The 16,365-nt window shown below is 44.9% G+C and carries 7 protein-coding genes and 1 pseudogene; 5 read left to right on the top strand and 3 right to left on the bottom strand.

Annotated elements, in window-relative coordinates:
• Positions 1–68: 68 nt before the first annotated feature.
• The 3 genes from BST96_RS17470 (at position 69) to BST96_RS17460 (ending at position 3,570) form a co-directional block, all read left to right on the top strand.
• On the top strand, positions 69–503 hold the full coding sequence (locus BST96_RS17470; RefSeq protein ID WP_085759935.1) for a hypothetical protein: 435 nt from the start codon (positions 69–71) through the stop codon (positions 501–503).
• Positions 504–811: 308 nt separating this feature from the next.
• Positions 812–3,115 (top strand): xanthine dehydrogenase family protein molybdopterin-binding subunit, encoded by a 2,304-nt coding sequence (locus BST96_RS17465; RefSeq protein WP_085759934.1) that lies wholly within the window; start codon positions 812–814, stop codon positions 3,113–3,115.
• Positions 3,112–3,570, top strand: coding sequence for a (2Fe-2S)-binding protein (locus BST96_RS17460; RefSeq protein ID WP_085759933.1), 459 nt, complete (start codon positions 3,112–3,114; stop codon positions 3,568–3,570). The genes BST96_RS17465 and BST96_RS17460 overlap by 4 nt, the downstream gene beginning before the upstream one ends.
• Here the strand turns inward: BST96_RS17460 and BST96_RS17455 are convergent.
• On the bottom strand, positions 3,567–4,133 hold the full coding sequence (locus BST96_RS17455; RefSeq protein WP_085759932.1) for a nucleotidyltransferase family protein: 567 nt from the start codon (positions 4,131–4,133) through the stop codon (positions 3,567–3,569). The genes BST96_RS17460 and BST96_RS17455 overlap by 4 nt on opposite strands.
• A gap of 203 nt (positions 4,134–4,336) precedes the next feature.
• Here BST96_RS17455 and BST96_RS17450 point away from each other — a divergent pair, with 203 nt between their 5' ends.
• Positions 4,337–5,281 (top strand): XdhC family protein, encoded by a 945-nt coding sequence (locus tag BST96_RS17450; protein WP_169714034.1) that lies wholly within the window; start codon positions 4,337–4,339, stop codon positions 5,279–5,281.
• Positions 5,282–5,364: 83 nt separating this feature from the next.
• On the opposite strand, the gene BST96_RS21125 is transcribed toward BST96_RS17450, so the two are convergent.
• Positions 5,365–6,087, bottom strand: coding sequence for a hypothetical protein (locus tag BST96_RS21125; RefSeq protein WP_240554833.1), 723 nt, complete (start codon positions 6,085–6,087; stop codon positions 5,365–5,367).
• Positions 6,088–6,378: 291 nt separating this feature from the next.
• Positions 6,379–6,588: pseudogene (locus BST96_RS21505) on the bottom strand (hypothetical protein); the annotation flags it as partial.
• 1,397 nt (positions 6,589–7,985) lie between these two features.
• Here BST96_RS21505 and BST96_RS17440 point away from each other — a divergent pair.
• A complete protein-coding gene (locus BST96_RS17440; protein WP_085759929.1) occupies positions 7,986–16,364 on the top strand; it encodes a right-handed parallel beta-helix repeat-containing protein in 8,379 nt (2,792 codons plus the stop codon).
• Position 16,365 lies beyond the last annotated feature (1 nt).

Genomic DNA, 16,365 nt, shown 5'->3' with positions numbered 1-16,365 from the left:
GTAGCCTTTTTTTATGTTACCGTATATTCACTGTATGCTTTTCATAATGATAAAAAGAGGTTGAGTGGATGTTAAATGTCAGTCTGGGTAAATTTGTTTGGACCTTTGTTGTTGCCTATTTTTTTTGCAGCATGTTGAATTGGGGTATTGCTGAGTTTTTACTGAATGACTGGGCCGCACCTTATTTTGAGGGTTTTGTACGCTCGGGTGACGGGGCTTCTGCCAGTATCAATATCGTTAAAATGTCAGTGGGCTTTGGTATTGTTTTATTTATCTCTGCCTGGTGGTTTTCTACGATACAAGCGCCAACATCCTGGGTAGTAAGGGCCATCTATGTGGGCACTATGGTGAGTGTGGCGGCTTTTTTTGGTACCTATACCTTTATCTCAGGCTGGGGCAATGTTAACTGGTGGCCCCTGATGGTAACGGCGGTTTGTGATACTGGCAGCATAGTGCCTGGCACTTTGCTACTGGGTTGGTTGCAAACACTAGGGCGCAATTAAGCTAACCCGTAACGTAGGGTGGATTACAGTCCACCATGCCCAGCCTAAGCTCGCCTATACCGGTGGATTATAATCCACCCTACGGGCTGTGTGTAGGGTGGATTACAATCCACCAAGCCCAGCCTAAGCTCGCCTCCGGTGGATTATAATCCACCCTACGGGCTGTGGTAAAAAGCGTTAATGAGATGCAATAGCTGTGCTGGCGTGCCTTGTTGTAAACCTCGGTTTCTTTATATTCAGCTAACACTTTACCTACCTTTACTTAATTGTCGCTACTCCGGGGCAATAGAGATTGATAGTATCGAAATATGATATCAAGACGATCGTTCCTTATAGCAGGCTTGGCAGCCAGTGGCGGCCTTTTTCTCGGTATTAGCTACCAGCAACTGGATGATGGTGATGCCGCAGAAAAATTTGCCAGCAGTGGCAAGCAGGCGATTCCGTTTAATGCCTGGTTAAAAATCTCTACCGATGGAACCATTACCGTGGGAATTCATCGAGCAGAAATGGGGCAGGGCGTTGTCACCAGTCTAGCCAGCATGCTAGCCGAGGAACTGGATGCCGATTGGCAGTCAGTGGATTTTGAGTTTACCCCCGTTGACCGTGACTATTTTAATTTTGGCATGATGAAAGGCGGCCAGCCTTTTGGCGACCCCAGTAGCAATATCGGTACGGGCGCAGGGACTTGGTTGGTCCGTGAAGTTTTTCATACCATGGGGCTTTCTATTACCATTGGCAGCTCCAGTATAATTGATGCTTGGGATACCCTTAGACCTGCCGGTGCCAGAGCCAGAGATATGCTGCTTAGCGCTGCGGCCAAACGCTGGGGCGTTGCAAAAGATCAGCTAAAGACCGAGGCTGGCTTTGTTATTAACCCGGCCACTAATTTAAAGCTCAGTTATGGCGAACTCGCTGAAGCGGCAGCCACAGAAAAACCACCCAGTAAGCCCACATTAAAATCACCCGCCGACTTTCGTTTGATTGGCAAAAACCCATCACGGCTGGATGACATTGTTAAAGTGACTGGCCAGGCAAGTTACGGCCTTGATGTTGAACTGCCTGATATGCTCTATGCCACGGTAGTGCATAGCCCTATTGCTGGCTCTTTGGTAGATACCTTTAGCTCACCACCGATTAAGGAACTAAGCGGCGTAAAGGCCATCTTTCCTGTGGGTAAACCAGCCGCCGAAACAGCGGTTGCGGTGGCAGCAGAAAATAGCTGGCTGGCTTTGCAAGCGGCTAAAACGGTTGAGGTTACAGCCAAGCCACCGATTGATGGTATTAGGGATAGCCTAACGATAGATTATCGCAAACAGCTTAACGACCCAGAGCCCGTTATTTTTCGCGAGGATGGTGATAGCAGCGCAGTACTCAGTGCAGCCCTAACCAATCAGCACACTAGCCTTAGCGCCGACTATCAAGTGCCTTATCTCGCCCACGTTTGTATGGAGCCGATGAACGCTACGGCGATGCTGGACAATAATCAACTGACCATCTGGGCACCGACACAGGCGCATTCAATGGTGCGGGATATTGGGGCGGAGATTAGCGGCCTTGACCCCGCTAATGTGACGGTTCACTGCACTTTTTTAGGTGGTGGTTTTGGTCGCCGCTCAGAGCTGGATTTTGTTGAACAGGCAGTCTCTACGGCCATGCGTTTTTCTGGTCGCCCGGTAAAAGTATTTTGGTCAAGGGAACAGGATATACAGCATGATGCATACCGGCCCTTAGCTTATTCGAGCATTGCCGGTGCGGTTGATAGCAACGGTGCGATTACGGCAATTGACTATAAACTGGTCACACAATCAGTTGTTGCCAGTTTATATAAACGCACACCTAACCCTCGAGGGGGAGATGCACGTAAAGATAGCTCTGCTGTTAGTGCGATCAACCCTGGTATCTATAACATCCCCAATCTCACGGTTAGCTTTGTTCCGATAGACTCACATATACCGGCTGGGCCATGGCGTAGTGTTAGTCATTCATGGAATGGTTTTTTTATCGAGAGTTTTATTGATGAATTGGCTGTGGCTAGCAATCTATCGCCACTGTTATTTAGACTAAATCATTTAGAGCAGCAGCCACGGCATCAGGCGGCGCTAAAAGCCGTTGCAGAGCAGGTGAAAGGCGTCGCCAATATAGGCTATGCAATTTCTGAATCCCATCGCAGTGTGGTAGCCCATGCGGTTGAAGTAGAAATTATCAACAATCAATCCCTGCGGGTTAAGCGGGTAGTCTGTGCCGTCGATTGCGGGCCGGTGATCCACCCTAATAATGTGATTGCACAAGTTGAGAGCTCGATTATCGACGGGCTGTCATCGGCATTATTTGAACAGATTACCTTTAAACAAGGTATTGCTGAACAGAGTAACTTTAATAACTACCGACGTTTAAGATTTAATGAAACGCCCATTATTGAAACGATTTTATTAGATAGTCCCATGGAGCGCCCCGGCGGTATGGGGGAGCCAGCGGTGCCCGGTGTAGCTCCCGCTTTAACCAATGCGATTTATCAAGCTACAGGGATTAGAATACGTGCCTTACCGGTACTCAATAACCCTGACTTTCAGCCGTATCAAGCCAGTTACTCCACAGCGGAATCGATATCATGATTAAGTTTTTCCTCAACGGTAAAGAGGTTAGTACGGAGGTAGCAGGGGATATGCCATTGCTTTGGCTGCTGCGTGATAGCTTTAAACTAACTGGCACAAAGTTTGGCTGTGGTATTGGTCAATGTGGTGCCTGCACAGTGCATATAGATGGCGAGGCTATGCGCAGTTGCCTGATGCCTGTTTCTACTCTAGCCGGGCGTGCCGTCACAACCATTGAAGGCTTGGGTACAGAGGAACATTTACATCCGGTTCAACAAGCCTGGGTCGAGCAAGAAGTTTCCCAGTGCGGTTACTGTCAGTCCGGACAAATTATGGCGGCCAGCGCATTACTAGCCAATAAGCCAAATCCTGGCGAGCAAGAGATAGACCAGGCTATGTCCGCCATTATCTGTAAATGCGGATCATACCCAAGAATACGAAAAGCGATTGAGCTGGCCGTAAAAGCACAATCTTAACGATTAATATCAGCGGGTAAATCAATATCCCGAAGGATGCCATGATCATCGGTATGCAATGGGTAGCGTTTAACACCGCTTGATTGAATAATAGCTTTGCCGCCACTGTCTCCATTTAATTGCAGAAATTGCGGATACAGGCTTTTAGCAATCGCAACAGGATTGCCTTGCGTACCTTGATAAAACGGCAGCACAGCATCATAACCATCGATAGACTCAGCTATACGTTGATAGGTAGCTGGTAAAATATAGGGCATATCGGCCAGGCAAATTAAGCAGGCAGGGTAGTCATCAGCAATGGCCAACAATCCTTCGGTAATCGATTGCCCCATACCCTTGGCACTGTGTTTGGCAATAATGAATGTCGTCGGGTCAAACAGGCGGCCAAGTAGGTCACTATCAGAGGGCTTTATAACAATACGGTAATCCAGCTTTGACCTGGCAATATTTTCAATGGTTTGGCTAATCATTCTATTACCATTATCGAGTATGGCCATTTTTTTATCGCTGCCAAAACGACGGCTATATCCGGCAGCCAAGACCAAGGCGGTAGCTTTAAGCATATGGGGCTAAACTCCCTTTAGATTGTTAAGCATAAATAATAAGGCTATTAGTTATAATTAGGTATCGATTTTTATAGTGCCAGACATAATTACAGTTACCAAGACAGTCAGGTATACATAGTTTGAATGACTCCCATCTCGTTATCACAAAATATCTAGCCGCTTGTAACAAGAGCGAGGCGCTTGGTATAGAGGCTAGTTGGGTGCTGGCCACGCTGATTAAGAAAACCGGTTCCAGTTATAGAAAGGAGGGCGCAATGATGTTTATTGCCCCTTCGGGTGAAACCATCGGTGCCTTAAGTGGTGGTTGTCTGGAAAAAGATATTGTCCATCAAGCTCATAGATTATCTTTTAGTGACAGCTCGACAGTGATTGAATACGATTCCACTGCGGACGATTATACCGACCCATCTAACAATACCGGCTGCTCAGGAAAGATTCAGATATTATTAGTCTCAGTTACAGAGGCTGTTTACCAACAACTACTAAAAGCGCAGCTTGAACTTGAAGCCGGGCAACATTGTATTATCCAACAATGCATCAATCATCAGCAGCCTGCAACAACTAACACAAAGCCTTTACTTTCAGTTATAAAACCATCATCGACTGCTAGCAATATTAGTCATAGCATTGAGTCTGCTAGTGACGGAGAGTATTCGGTAAGCACTATTGCCCCAAGACCCAGATTAATGGTTATTGGTGCGGGTCATGATGCCATACCCATTTGTAGTGTGGCGGCCAGTCTTGGTTGGTATGTTTATTTATGGGATGAGCGTATTCATACATCCCACTACAGTGAATACCAGGGCGCAGCTGTAGTGGATAATCATAAAAGCGATAAGCAAAAAAACTATTCACTGCTGGCAGGTTTTAATGCTGTTATTTTAAAAAGCCATAACCTCTCAATAGATGCTTTTTGGCTTTCACAGATTGAGCAGTACCAGCAACAAATAGCTTATATAGGATTATTGGGCCCTAAATATAGAAAGGGCAAGGTGATTGAGGCTGCTGAATTACAGCATGCAGGGTGGGCGCAAGAGCGAATTTTTTCTCCCGCTGGTTTAGAGATCGGCGGTGATACAGCAGAGGCTATTGCTTTATCTATCCTGTCACAAGTACAGCGCTGTTTTACCAATGTGTATTTTTAAAGGGCTTGCTAGATAACGCTAATAAAGTTTTTGCCGAGAATTTTAAGCAACACAGGCAATACCAGGGCGATTCTGATTCAAATTTAGCGAGCTGCTACAGGCGCCATATAATCAACCAAATACCGAGCTTCGTTATTGGGTATATCCAGTATTGCCGCTAGCGCTCTACTGTTTCTCTGCTTTTGTGTGTGACTACTGTCAGCACTGGCTTTGCCCATTATCGCCATGGCAGTTAGGGCAGAGCGTTGATCAATACGCTTTATAGCTGAATGCTGAATGGTTGCTGAGTCAAGGTTTTTTATTTGCCATAGGTAGGCGGGTAATTTCTCTTGGGGCCTTTCAATGCTTATAGAGGCCCACAGCATTATTAGCTGCTCTAAAAAGAAGGCAGGCTCCTGCTGTTTTATCGCAATACGTATCAGCAACTTATTGTTATCCATATAATACATATCTTGTTGCTGGTACTCTCTTGCCTTTAGTTTGGCTTTTTCCAGCTCACCCTTTTGTGCATAAGCAACAGCCTGACGATAGAGAAGGGCTCGATAGTTGGGTATCGCCTCTTCAATCAATGCACCGGTGCTTAATGCGCTGTCGTTATCGCGTTGCAAAAGCTCCATAGCCATACGATCGTAGAGCGAATAGATATTTAATTGCCGAGGCTTGACTTGTTGTAATCGGTCCAGCCTTTGCATGGGGGGGAGTGTCTTCGCTTTTGCGTATTCTTTAAAGCTACTAAAGGTAGGTTGCAGAATAGTCCAGGCCAAGGCCAAAGTGAGTGCGGCCAATAGGCCCGTTTGTATTGGCATTGCTTTTAAAGGCGCTGGTCGCTTGTTTTTCCATAAGGCCGCAAGCAGCACTGCGAAAACCACCATGGGCAATTGAACCGATACCATTCGGTAGGCCACGGAAACAAAGCTATGAAGTTGTAAACAGGCTAATCCTGCTCCAATACCTAACACTAGATAAGCTGTACCTGGTTTGTCACGATAGAGCTGATAGGTCTTAACAACACAATAATAAATACAGCCCCAAAACATCAGGTAAGCTGCAAGGCCCAATAAACCACCTTCCTGAAGTGTTTGTAACAGTTGGTTGTGGGCGTGCTTATAACTGGCTTGATGCCAGAGTGAGCGGCTTTCGGGGAGAATATACTGAAAAAATAATTCATAGGATGAACCCGGCCCAAAACCCAGTAACGGTTTTTCAAGAAAAGCTTGATAGGCGGCTGTCCAGGGTACGGTTCTGGAGTGAAGGTGTTCACCAAGATTACTAAAACGTGCGAGTAGGGGCTTGCCTGCAGTAGCCATATACCTACAGAGCCTATTGCGACAGATAATAAGAGAGTGCGCCATGCTAATACAGGCCTCTGCCTGGATAAGCCAATGAATGCTACTAACAAAATGGCTAGCATAATGACCAGACTTGCAATGGCTGCTCTGGACTGCGTATAGAGCAAAGCCCATAGACCTAGTACAACCACCAAGCCATAAATACCTATAGTTAGGCTTTTTTGCGGCTTCTGTTTATAGGCTCCAAGTGCAGCGCCTGCGTAGATCGGTATAACAAGAATCAGGAATGAGGCAAAATAATTTGAATTGCCAAAATTAGCTGAAGATAGCGCTGATGACATACGGCGCCCAATTGGCCGGGCCTCACTAACATCTATATTCAGCGTGGCAATAAGGCAGGAACCAATAATGCCAATGACTAGCGCCTGTAAAAATATTGCTATCTCTTTTTCTGACTTAACAGTAAGCAGAATAATCCATGACCACATCAACGTGATCAGCAATAAACCGAATTCTTCTTTAAAAAAATAGTTAGTAGTGACCTGGTTAAACAAATACCCAGGCATAAGTGTTAGAAAAGGTAGAGCTATCAAGACTGAGCAATAGATAATGGTTTTATCAAGCCCTTGCCTTGATTTGATATGTATATAACAAGCAATAAGCAGTAAGCCGCTGCCGATAAACAGTGCAGCAAACATCTTATAAACATTAACTGACAGATATTGATAAGAAAACAATAGCAAGAATAGAGATAGCCCAAGCCCACTAAGGGCAGGCAATAGCGGAGAAGCTTTCTTCTTATTTTTATTTTTTGGCGGCATAGCCAATGATTATAGGCTTAAAGCCATTCGTTTAACAAAGTCGATTAGCTGCATCATACTAAATTGTTTGAGAGGCATAAATTTCAGGACAAGGCTGGTATTAATAAAACCAATGGATGTGAATATGCTGCTTTTTTTGCAATGCTCTTTAACCAATACAAAAAATATTAGCCTCTATGTTATCTTTTGGCTCCAAGTTGGTGCGATTTTAGAGAGATTAAATTCCTATGATTATTATTTGAGCTCTCTCCAAGCATTCTAGTACAAAAGTACTAGTGATCTGGTTCACAAATTTTAGTATAGTAAGGCAAGTTTAATAATAATAGATCTAGGGATTCTTTTGCTGTTTGGCTCAAGGAAATAATAAAAATAGTATTGATTAACGGGATGCTTGTGCGCTGGAAGCGTACTTTTGATATGGACATATAACCTCCTTGTATTAACTGCTGTAAGTGGAGCTAAACAGTCCGCTATTATTTTCTTACCACCTCTTATCGAATCCTTATTGACGACTTTTGTCTTATCGCGCATTGCTATGGCTAATTAATCACCATTCATGCTCGGTTTTACGCTATATAAGGGTGATATTTAAGAATGAAAATGAACAAATGGATGAGTGTTGTTTTTCTTTCTGTTAGTGCATTGACTGCTACTAATGCTATGTCTGGTGTGACTGGTGATTTGGAGCTACTTGATAGCAACGGCAATGTTGCAGCGACCTACCAAGCTGGTGATGATGTTATTGTCCGCGTTACGGATACCGGCCCCGAAGTCAATCCCAGTGCTTCCGTGGCTGATACATTAACTGTTCGTGTTACTTCTGAAACTGAAGATACCGGCACGCCTTTTGGTGCTAGCGAGCCTGTCGCAGGTGGGAACAATACGGGTGACGGGGTGTTAACTGTCCTGAGTACTGGCTACGACACCAACACAGAAACCTGGACCATAACCGCTGTTAGCCAGGATAACTTTATCGTGTCGGGCTCTGTATCAGGCAATCAATCCCGGCAATACTCCATCCATGAAGACGTTGAGAACCCCGGTTATACCACCGCGGGGGATGAGGTTTTCTTCCGTATTGATCAGGGATCGATAAGTTTTGCAGTGGGAGATACCTTTACGTTTAACACCACGGCTGGAACCATCGTGGCTGAAACAGTAACGCTGACTGAAACCGACGTGGATTCAGGTATTTTTGAAGGCAGCCTTCCAGTAGTAGAGTCAGTGACAGCATCCGCAGATAACTTTACCTTAGAGGTTAACTCTGGCGATTTAATCACTGCATTTTATGATGACGCCAGTGGCGATTGGTCGCAAGCAGTACAGGTTCGTAGTACCTCGTTATATGCCGCGACCGTGATTAAGGGTTCGGTCATCCTTGCAGACACTGTCTGGACTGAGGCTGACAGCCCTTATCTGATTACAGGTGATGTAACCGTTGCTGATGGTGTAACCCTGACAATTCTGGATGGTGTTGACGTGCTGTTCCTCGCCAACAGTGATGATCTGATATCAGGCCATGAACCCTATGACAGTGAGTTAATTGTAGAGGGTACGTTGAACGTTGCGGGTATAGAAGGGAATGAAGTGAGATTTACCAGTAGCCATCGAGAGCCAGTTACCGGCGAGTGGGGTGGGATTTATATTGGCACCGGTAGTGCCAGTTTTAACCATGCCATTATTGAATACAGCGCCTATGGTATCCATGCTCAAAGCCTGCAAGAAACGGATGAGCTGATAGTATCCCACTCTTTGATTCAAGAAAACGGTAGTTATGGAGTTCGTGTTGATTCATCGAATGATGCAACTGTATCTATTAGCGCTAGCTCTATAATCAATAATAATGGCGTGGCCATTTCGGGCGATGATAGTTACGCCTACTGGTTGGTGGCGGATAATACTATTTCCAATAATGGCGCTGGTTTAATAGTCTCCTGGTCCCATGGGCTTACAGTACTAAATAATACTCTTGAGGATAATGGTTATCAGGGGGGAATAAGGTTTTGGTATATTCGGGGTGATGTCGATATAAGTGGCAACACAGTACGGAGTACTCAGCCTTTTTATTTTAGTGGCATACATTATCAGGACGGAAGCAGTTCTGGTTACTGGATGACAGATAGTATTTCGATAACAGCAAATACAATTGAAAACACGGTTCTGAATGGTGGTTATTATTGTTGCGATGCTTCTGGTATTACTGTCAATGATTACGGAACAACAGCCCCAGTTGTGACTGGAAATACGATAACCGGTGGTATTGAGAGCGGTATATCTGTTAGTAACTATCAGAATACTATTCAGGCTGTAATTACGGACAACACGGTAACGGATGTCACCGGTTATGGCATCAGTATACATGGGCATGTTGTTCCTTATATAGCGGATAATATCCTTGAAAGGAACTCTACAGGTTTATACCTTTACTATGATGATGCTAATGGCAATGGTAATGCAACGATAGAAAGAAATACGATTAAGGAGAGTGAAAATACAGGTATCGAGATAGGCGGCTATGCTAATCCGGTTATTGCCTATAATGATATCTATGATAATGGTTCGTATGCGATCAGGAATGATACAGCCTTCGATATAATTGCGAAGAATAACTGGTGGGGTACAGAGGGTACTGCTGAAATTAATAGCAGTCCCAATCCAAAGAGCCTGAGTTTTATTTATGATGGAAATAATGATGCGGGCAGTTATGGGCTAGTCAATTATGCTGGCTGGCTGGGTAGTGGTTATCAAACCGGGGCTCCGGTTTCAAAATCTTTTACAGGGTTGTTGCAATTAATAGATAGCAACGGCAATGTTGCAGCGACTTACCAATCCGGTGATGATGTTATTGTCCGCGTTACGGATACCGGCCCCGAAGTCAATCCCAGTGCTTCCGTGGCTGATACATTAACTGTTCGTGTTACTTCTGAAACTGAAGATACCGGCACGCCTTTTGGTGCTAGCGAGCCTGTCGCAGGTGGGAACAATACGGGTGACGGGGTGTTAACTGTCCTGAGTACTGGCTACGACACCAACACAGAAGCCTGGACCATAACCGCTGTTAGCCAGGATAACTTTATCGTGTCGGGCTCTGTATCAGGCAATCAATCCCGGCAATACTCCATCCATGAAGACGTTGAGAACCCCGGTTATACCACCGCGGGGGATGAGGTTTTCTTCCGTATTGATCAGGGATCGATAAGTTTTGCAGTGGGAGATACCTTTACGTTTAACACCACGGCTGGAACCATCGTGGCTGAAACAGTAACGCTGACTGAAACCGACGTGGATTCAGGTATTTTTGAAGGCAGCCTTCCAGTAGTAGAGTCAGTGACAGCATCCGCAGATAACTTTACCTTAGAGGTTAACTCTGGCGATTTAATCACTGCATTTTATGATGATGCCAGTGGCGATTGGTCGCAAGCAGTACAGGTTCGTAGTACCTCGTTATATGCCGCGACCGTGGTTAAGGGTTCGGTCATCCTTGCAGACACTGTCTGGACTGAGGCTGACAGCCCTTATCTGATTACAGGTGATGTAACCGTTGCTGATGGTGTAACCCTGACAATTCTGGATGGTGTTGACGTGCTGTTCCTCGCCAACAGTGATGATCTGATATCAGGCCATGAACCCTATGACAGTGAGTTAATTGTAGAGGGTACGTTGAACGTTGCGGGTATAGAAGGGAATGAAGTGAGATTTACCAGTAGCCATCGAGAGCCAGTTACCGGCGAGTGGGGTGGGATTTATATTGGCACCGGTAGTGCCAGTTTTAACCATGCCATTATTGAATACAGCGCCTATGGTATCCATGCTCAAAGCCTGCAAGAAACGGATGAGCTGATAGTATCCCACTCTTTGATTCAAGAAAACGGTAGTTATGGAGTTCGTGTTGATTCATCGAATGATGCAACTGTATCTATTAGCGCTAGCTCTATAATCAATAATAATGGCGTGGCCATTTCGGGTGATGATAGTTACGCCTACTGGTTGGTGGCGGATAATACTATTTCCAATAATGGCGCTGGTTTAATAGTCTCCTGGTCCCATGGGCTTACAGTACTAAATAATACTCTTGAGGATAATGGTTATCAGGGGGGAATAAGGTTTTGGTATATTCGGGGTGATGTCGATATAAGTGGCAACACAGTACGGAGTACTCAGCCTTTTTATTTTAGTGGCATACATTATCAGGACGGAAGCAGTTCTGGTTACTGGATGACAGATAGTATTTCGATAACAGCAAATACAATTGAAAACACGGTTCTGAATGGTGGTTATTATTGTTGCGATGCTTCTGGTATTACTGTCAATGATTACGGAACAACAGCCCCAGTTGTGACTGGAAATACGATAACCGGTGGTATTGAGAGCGGTATATCTGTTAGTAACTATCAGAATACTATTCAGGCTGTAATTACGGACAACACGGTAACGGATGTCACCGGTTATGGCATCAGTATACATGGGCATGTTGTTCCTTATATAGCGGATAATATCCTTGAAAGGAACTCTACAGGTTTATACCTTTACTATGATGATGCTAATGGCAATGGTAATGCAACGATAGAAAGAAATACGATTAAGGAGAGTGAAAATACAGGTATCGAGATAGGCGGCTATGCTAATCCGGTTATTGCCTATAATGATATCTATGATAATGGTTCGTATGCGATCAGGAATGATACAGCCTTCGATATAATTGCGAAGAATAACTGGTGGGGTACAGAGGGTACTGCTGAAATTAATAGCAGTCCCAATCCAAAGAGCCTGAGTTTTATTTATGATGGAAATAATGATGCGGGTAGTTATGGGCTAGTCAATTATGCTGGCTGGCTGGGTAGTGGTTATCAAACCGGGGCTCCGGTTTCAAAATCTTTTACAGGGTTGTTGCAATTAATAGATAGCAACGGCAATGTTGCAGCGACTTACCAATCCGGTGATGATGTTATTGTCCGCGTTACGGATACCGGCCCCGAAGTCAATCCCAGTGCTTCCGTGGCTGATACATTAACTGTTCGTGTTACTTCTGAAACTGAAGATACCGGCACGCCTTTTGGTGCTAGCGAGCCTGTCGCAGGTGGGAACAATACGGGTGACGGGGTGTTAACTGTCCTGAGTACTGGCTACGACACCAACACAGAAGCCTGGACCATAACCGCTGTTAGCCAGGATAACTTTATCGTGTCGGGCTCTGTATCAGGCAATCAATCCCGGCAATACTCCATCCATGAAGACGTTGAGAACCCCGGTTATACCACCGCGGGGGATGAGGTTTTCTTCCGTATTGATCAGGGATCGATAAGTTTTGCAGTGGGAGATACCTTTACGTTTAACACCACGGCTGGAACCATCGTGGCTGAAACAGTAACGCTGACTGAAACCGACGTGGATTCAGGTATTTTTGAAGGCAGCCTTCCAGTAGTAGAGTCAGTGACAGCATCCGCAGATAACTTTACCTTAGAGGTTAACTCTGGCGATTTAATCACTGCATTTTATGATGACGCCAGTGGCGATTGGTCGCAAGCAGTACAGGTTCGTAGTACCTCGTTATATGCCGCGACCGTGATTAAGGGTTCGGTCATCCTTGCAGACACTGTCTGGACTGAGGCTGACAGCCCTTATCTGATTACAGGTGATGTAACCGTTGCTGATGGTGTAACCCTGACAATTCTGGATGGTGTTGACGTGCTGTTCCTCGCCAACAGTGATGATCTGATATCAGGCCATGAACCCTATGACAGTGAGTTAATTGTAGAGGGTACGTTGAACGTTGCGGGTATAGAAGGGAATGAAGTGAGATTTACCAGTAGCCATCGAGAGCCAGTTACCGGCGAGTGGGGTGGGATTTATATTGGCACCGGTAGTGCCAGTTTTAACCATGCCATTATTGAATACAGCGCCTATGGTATCCATGCTCAAAGCCTGCAAGAAACGGATGAGCTGATAGTATCCCACTCTTTGATTCAAGAAAACGGTAGTTATGGAGTTCGTGTTGATTCATCGAATGATGCAACTGTATCTATTAGCGCTAGCTCTATAATCAATAATAATGGCGTGGCCATTTCGGGTGATGATAGTTACGCCTACTGGTTGGTGGCGGATAATACTATTTCCAATAATGGCGCTGGTTTAATAGTCTCCTGGTCCCATGGGCTTACAGTACTAAATAATACTCTTGAGGATAATGGTTATCAGGGGGGAATAAGGTTTTGGTATATTCGGGGTGATGTCGATATAAGTGGCAACACAGTACGGAGTACTCAGCCTTTTTATTTTAGTGGCATACATTATCAGGACGGAAGCAGTTCTGGTTACTGGATGACAGATAGTATTTCGATAACAGCAAATACAATTGAAAACACGGTTCTGAATGGTGGTTATTATTGTTGCGATGCTTCTGGTATTACTGTCAATGATTACGGAACAACAGCCCCAGTTGTGACTGGAAATACGATAACCGGTGGTATTGAGAGCGGTATATCTGTTAGTAACTATCAGAATACTATTCAGGCTGTAATTACGGACAACACGGTAACGGATGTCACCGGTTATGGCATCAGTATACATGGGCATGTTGTTCCTTATATAGCGGATAATATCCTTGAAAGGAACTCTACAGGTTTATACCTTTACTATGATGATGCTAATGGCAATGGTAATGCAACGATAGAAAGAAATACGATTAAGGAGAGTGAAAATACAGGTATCGAGATAGGCGGCTATGCTAATCCGGTTATTGCCTATAATGATATCTATGATAATGGTTCGTATGCGATCAGGAATGATACAGCCTTCGATATAATTGCGAAGAATAACTGGTGGGGTACAGAGGGTACTGCTGAAATTAATAGCAGTCCCAATCCAAAGAGCCTGAGTTTTATTTATGATGGAAATAATGATGCGGGCAGTTATGGGCTAGTCAATTATGCTGGCTGGCTAAGCAGTGCATTATTTGCTAATGAAACTCCTGTAATTGATGGATTGCCACAAACAATTGTCAATGTTGGCGAAAGCTATCTCTTCATACCAGCATCAAGTGATGCAGATGTAGATGATGTTTTAAGCTTCAGTATTACCGGCGCACCAGCATGGTCGAGTTTTAATACGGCTACAGGTGAATTAAGTGGTAACCCAAGCACTGATGACGCTGGAACCACATCAGGCATAGTAATAACCGTTACTGATGATTTTGAAACTCCAGCATCAGCCGCTCTTGCTGCATTCTCTATCACTGTGAATCAGATTCCCGAAGCCGTTAATGCAGTCTTTGTCACTCCGTTTAACACAGCTATGACTGATCTTTTAGAAGCCTCGGATGATGATGGGGATTCTCTGACTTATTCGCTGGTTTCAAATACTGAAAACGGCACTGCAGCTATTGATAGTGATAGCGGAGAATTGACCTATACACCCAATGAGGGTTTCTCCGGTCAGGATTTACTAAGCTATAGTGTTAATGATGGCTATGCCGATTCATTAGTGGCATTAGTCACCATTACCGTTGAGCCTGAACCAGTTGATGCACTCAAAGGTAGCAACCTTACTGTACTTAACCCCGATGGCTCTAATGCTAGCGGTGGTGCCAACGATATTGCGGCAAGTTGGAATGGATTAAGTACCACAGATATCGCTGACACCAACTTTACTAATATGGCGCTGTCATCGGAAACACCTTTCTATGGTATGGATTGGGATGTGCATCATATGCGGGTCTTTGGCCCGGGTAGCTATAGCTTTGATACCAGTTGCTCGATTTCTGAACTGGAAGCTGGCATTGCCATGTGTAATGGCGGCCCGATGTTGACGATGACGGTTGCAGAAGGTCAGATTGGCATCCATATGCTATTTGACTGGAACGGATCAGTTAATACAGACATTGTTAACGTCTTCGATATTAATGCGGTGTTTAGTACCAGTGCTGCTGGTCAGTTGTGGACTGGCGGCAACCCTGGGCCATATCCATGGTCTACATCTCCAAGCCCTGAAACGATCTGGCGCCTCGCCTCTACGGATAATGATGGCGATGGTATTGCAGGTGTGCCGATGATTGATGGTTTACTCGCAGGTTATAGCTTCAACTTCAATTTGGATATTGCTGAAGGGGATAATAACTTTACGATGCTGGATAACGATGGCGGAGTGGCTGGAGGCACTAACGATATTACTGCTCAGTGGAACGGCATTCTTACAAACAATGTCAGCTCTACGGAATTTAATCATCTGATGATAGCGTCTGATACCCCGTTCTTTTTCAATAACTGGAGTGTTCACCACGCCAGAATGTTTGGCCCAGGTTATTACGTCTTTGACACCAGCTGCACAGTCGCTCAGTTAGAGGCGGGTATTGCCAGTTGTGATAATGGGCCGACACTGGAAATGACCGTAGGGGTAGGGCAAGTGGGTGCGCATATGCTGCTTAATTGGGGAGATTCTGAAAATATCGATGTAGTCAACGTGTACGATATCAATAGCTCATTCACTACAAACTCTCCCGGAGCTATATGGACTGGTGCCAATTATGGCCCTTATCCCTGGTCGAGTGTTCCTACAGAAGATACCGTGTGGCGCTTAGTATCTACCGATGTTGATGGTGATGGTGTGGCGGGTATGCAAATGGTCGACGGTGCTCTGGCAGGCTGGAATGTAAATTTCAATTTATTTGCCAATGCCGGTGTGCGCTATGAAGACAGTGATAATGATGGTGTTTTAGATTATCAGGATAACTGCATAGAAAAGCCTAATCCAACTCAGCTAGATGTTGATCGTGATGGCTACGGCAATGCCTGTGATGGTGATTTGAATAATGATGGCCGGGTTAATTCTCTGGATCTAGGTTTGTTTAAGGCCTCCTTCTTTACATTTGGAAATTCGACTGCCGATTTTAACGGCGATCAAATTGTAAATTCGCTAGATCTGGGTCTGTTCAAGCAACTGTTTTTTAAGAGTCCCGGACCTTCAGGCCTGGTGCAATAAG

This window comes from Oceanicoccus sagamiensis, assembly GCF_002117105.1.
Classification (GTDB): domain Bacteria; phylum Pseudomonadota; class Gammaproteobacteria; order Pseudomonadales; family Dasaniaceae; genus Oceanicoccus; species Oceanicoccus sagamiensis.
This window is presented reverse-complemented; position numbering and strand designations above follow the sequence as displayed.

Excerpts from the sequence above, each read along its gene's own strand:
- BST96_RS17470 (WP_085759935.1), top strand. The coding sequence starts at position 69 with ATGTTAAATGTCAGTCTGGGTAAATTTGTTTGGACCTTTGTTGTTGCC.
- BST96_RS17465 (WP_085759934.1), top strand. The coding sequence starts at position 812 with ATGATATCAAGACGATCGTTCCTTATAGCAGGCTTGGCAGCCAGTGGC.
- BST96_RS17460 (WP_085759933.1), top strand. The coding sequence starts at position 3,112 with ATGATTAAGTTTTTCCTCAACGGTAAAGAGGTTAGTACGGAGGTAGCA.
- BST96_RS17455 (WP_085759932.1), bottom strand. The coding sequence starts at position 4,133 with ATGCTTAAAGCTACCGCCTTGGTCTTGGCTGCCGGATATAGCCGTCGT.
- BST96_RS21125 (WP_240554833.1), bottom strand. The coding sequence starts at position 6,087 with ATGCCAATACAAACGGGCCTATTGGCCGCACTCACTTTGGCCTTGGCC.
- BST96_RS17440 (WP_085759929.1), top strand. The coding sequence starts at position 7,986 with ATGAAAATGAACAAATGGATGAGTGTTGTTTTTCTTTCTGTTAGTGCA.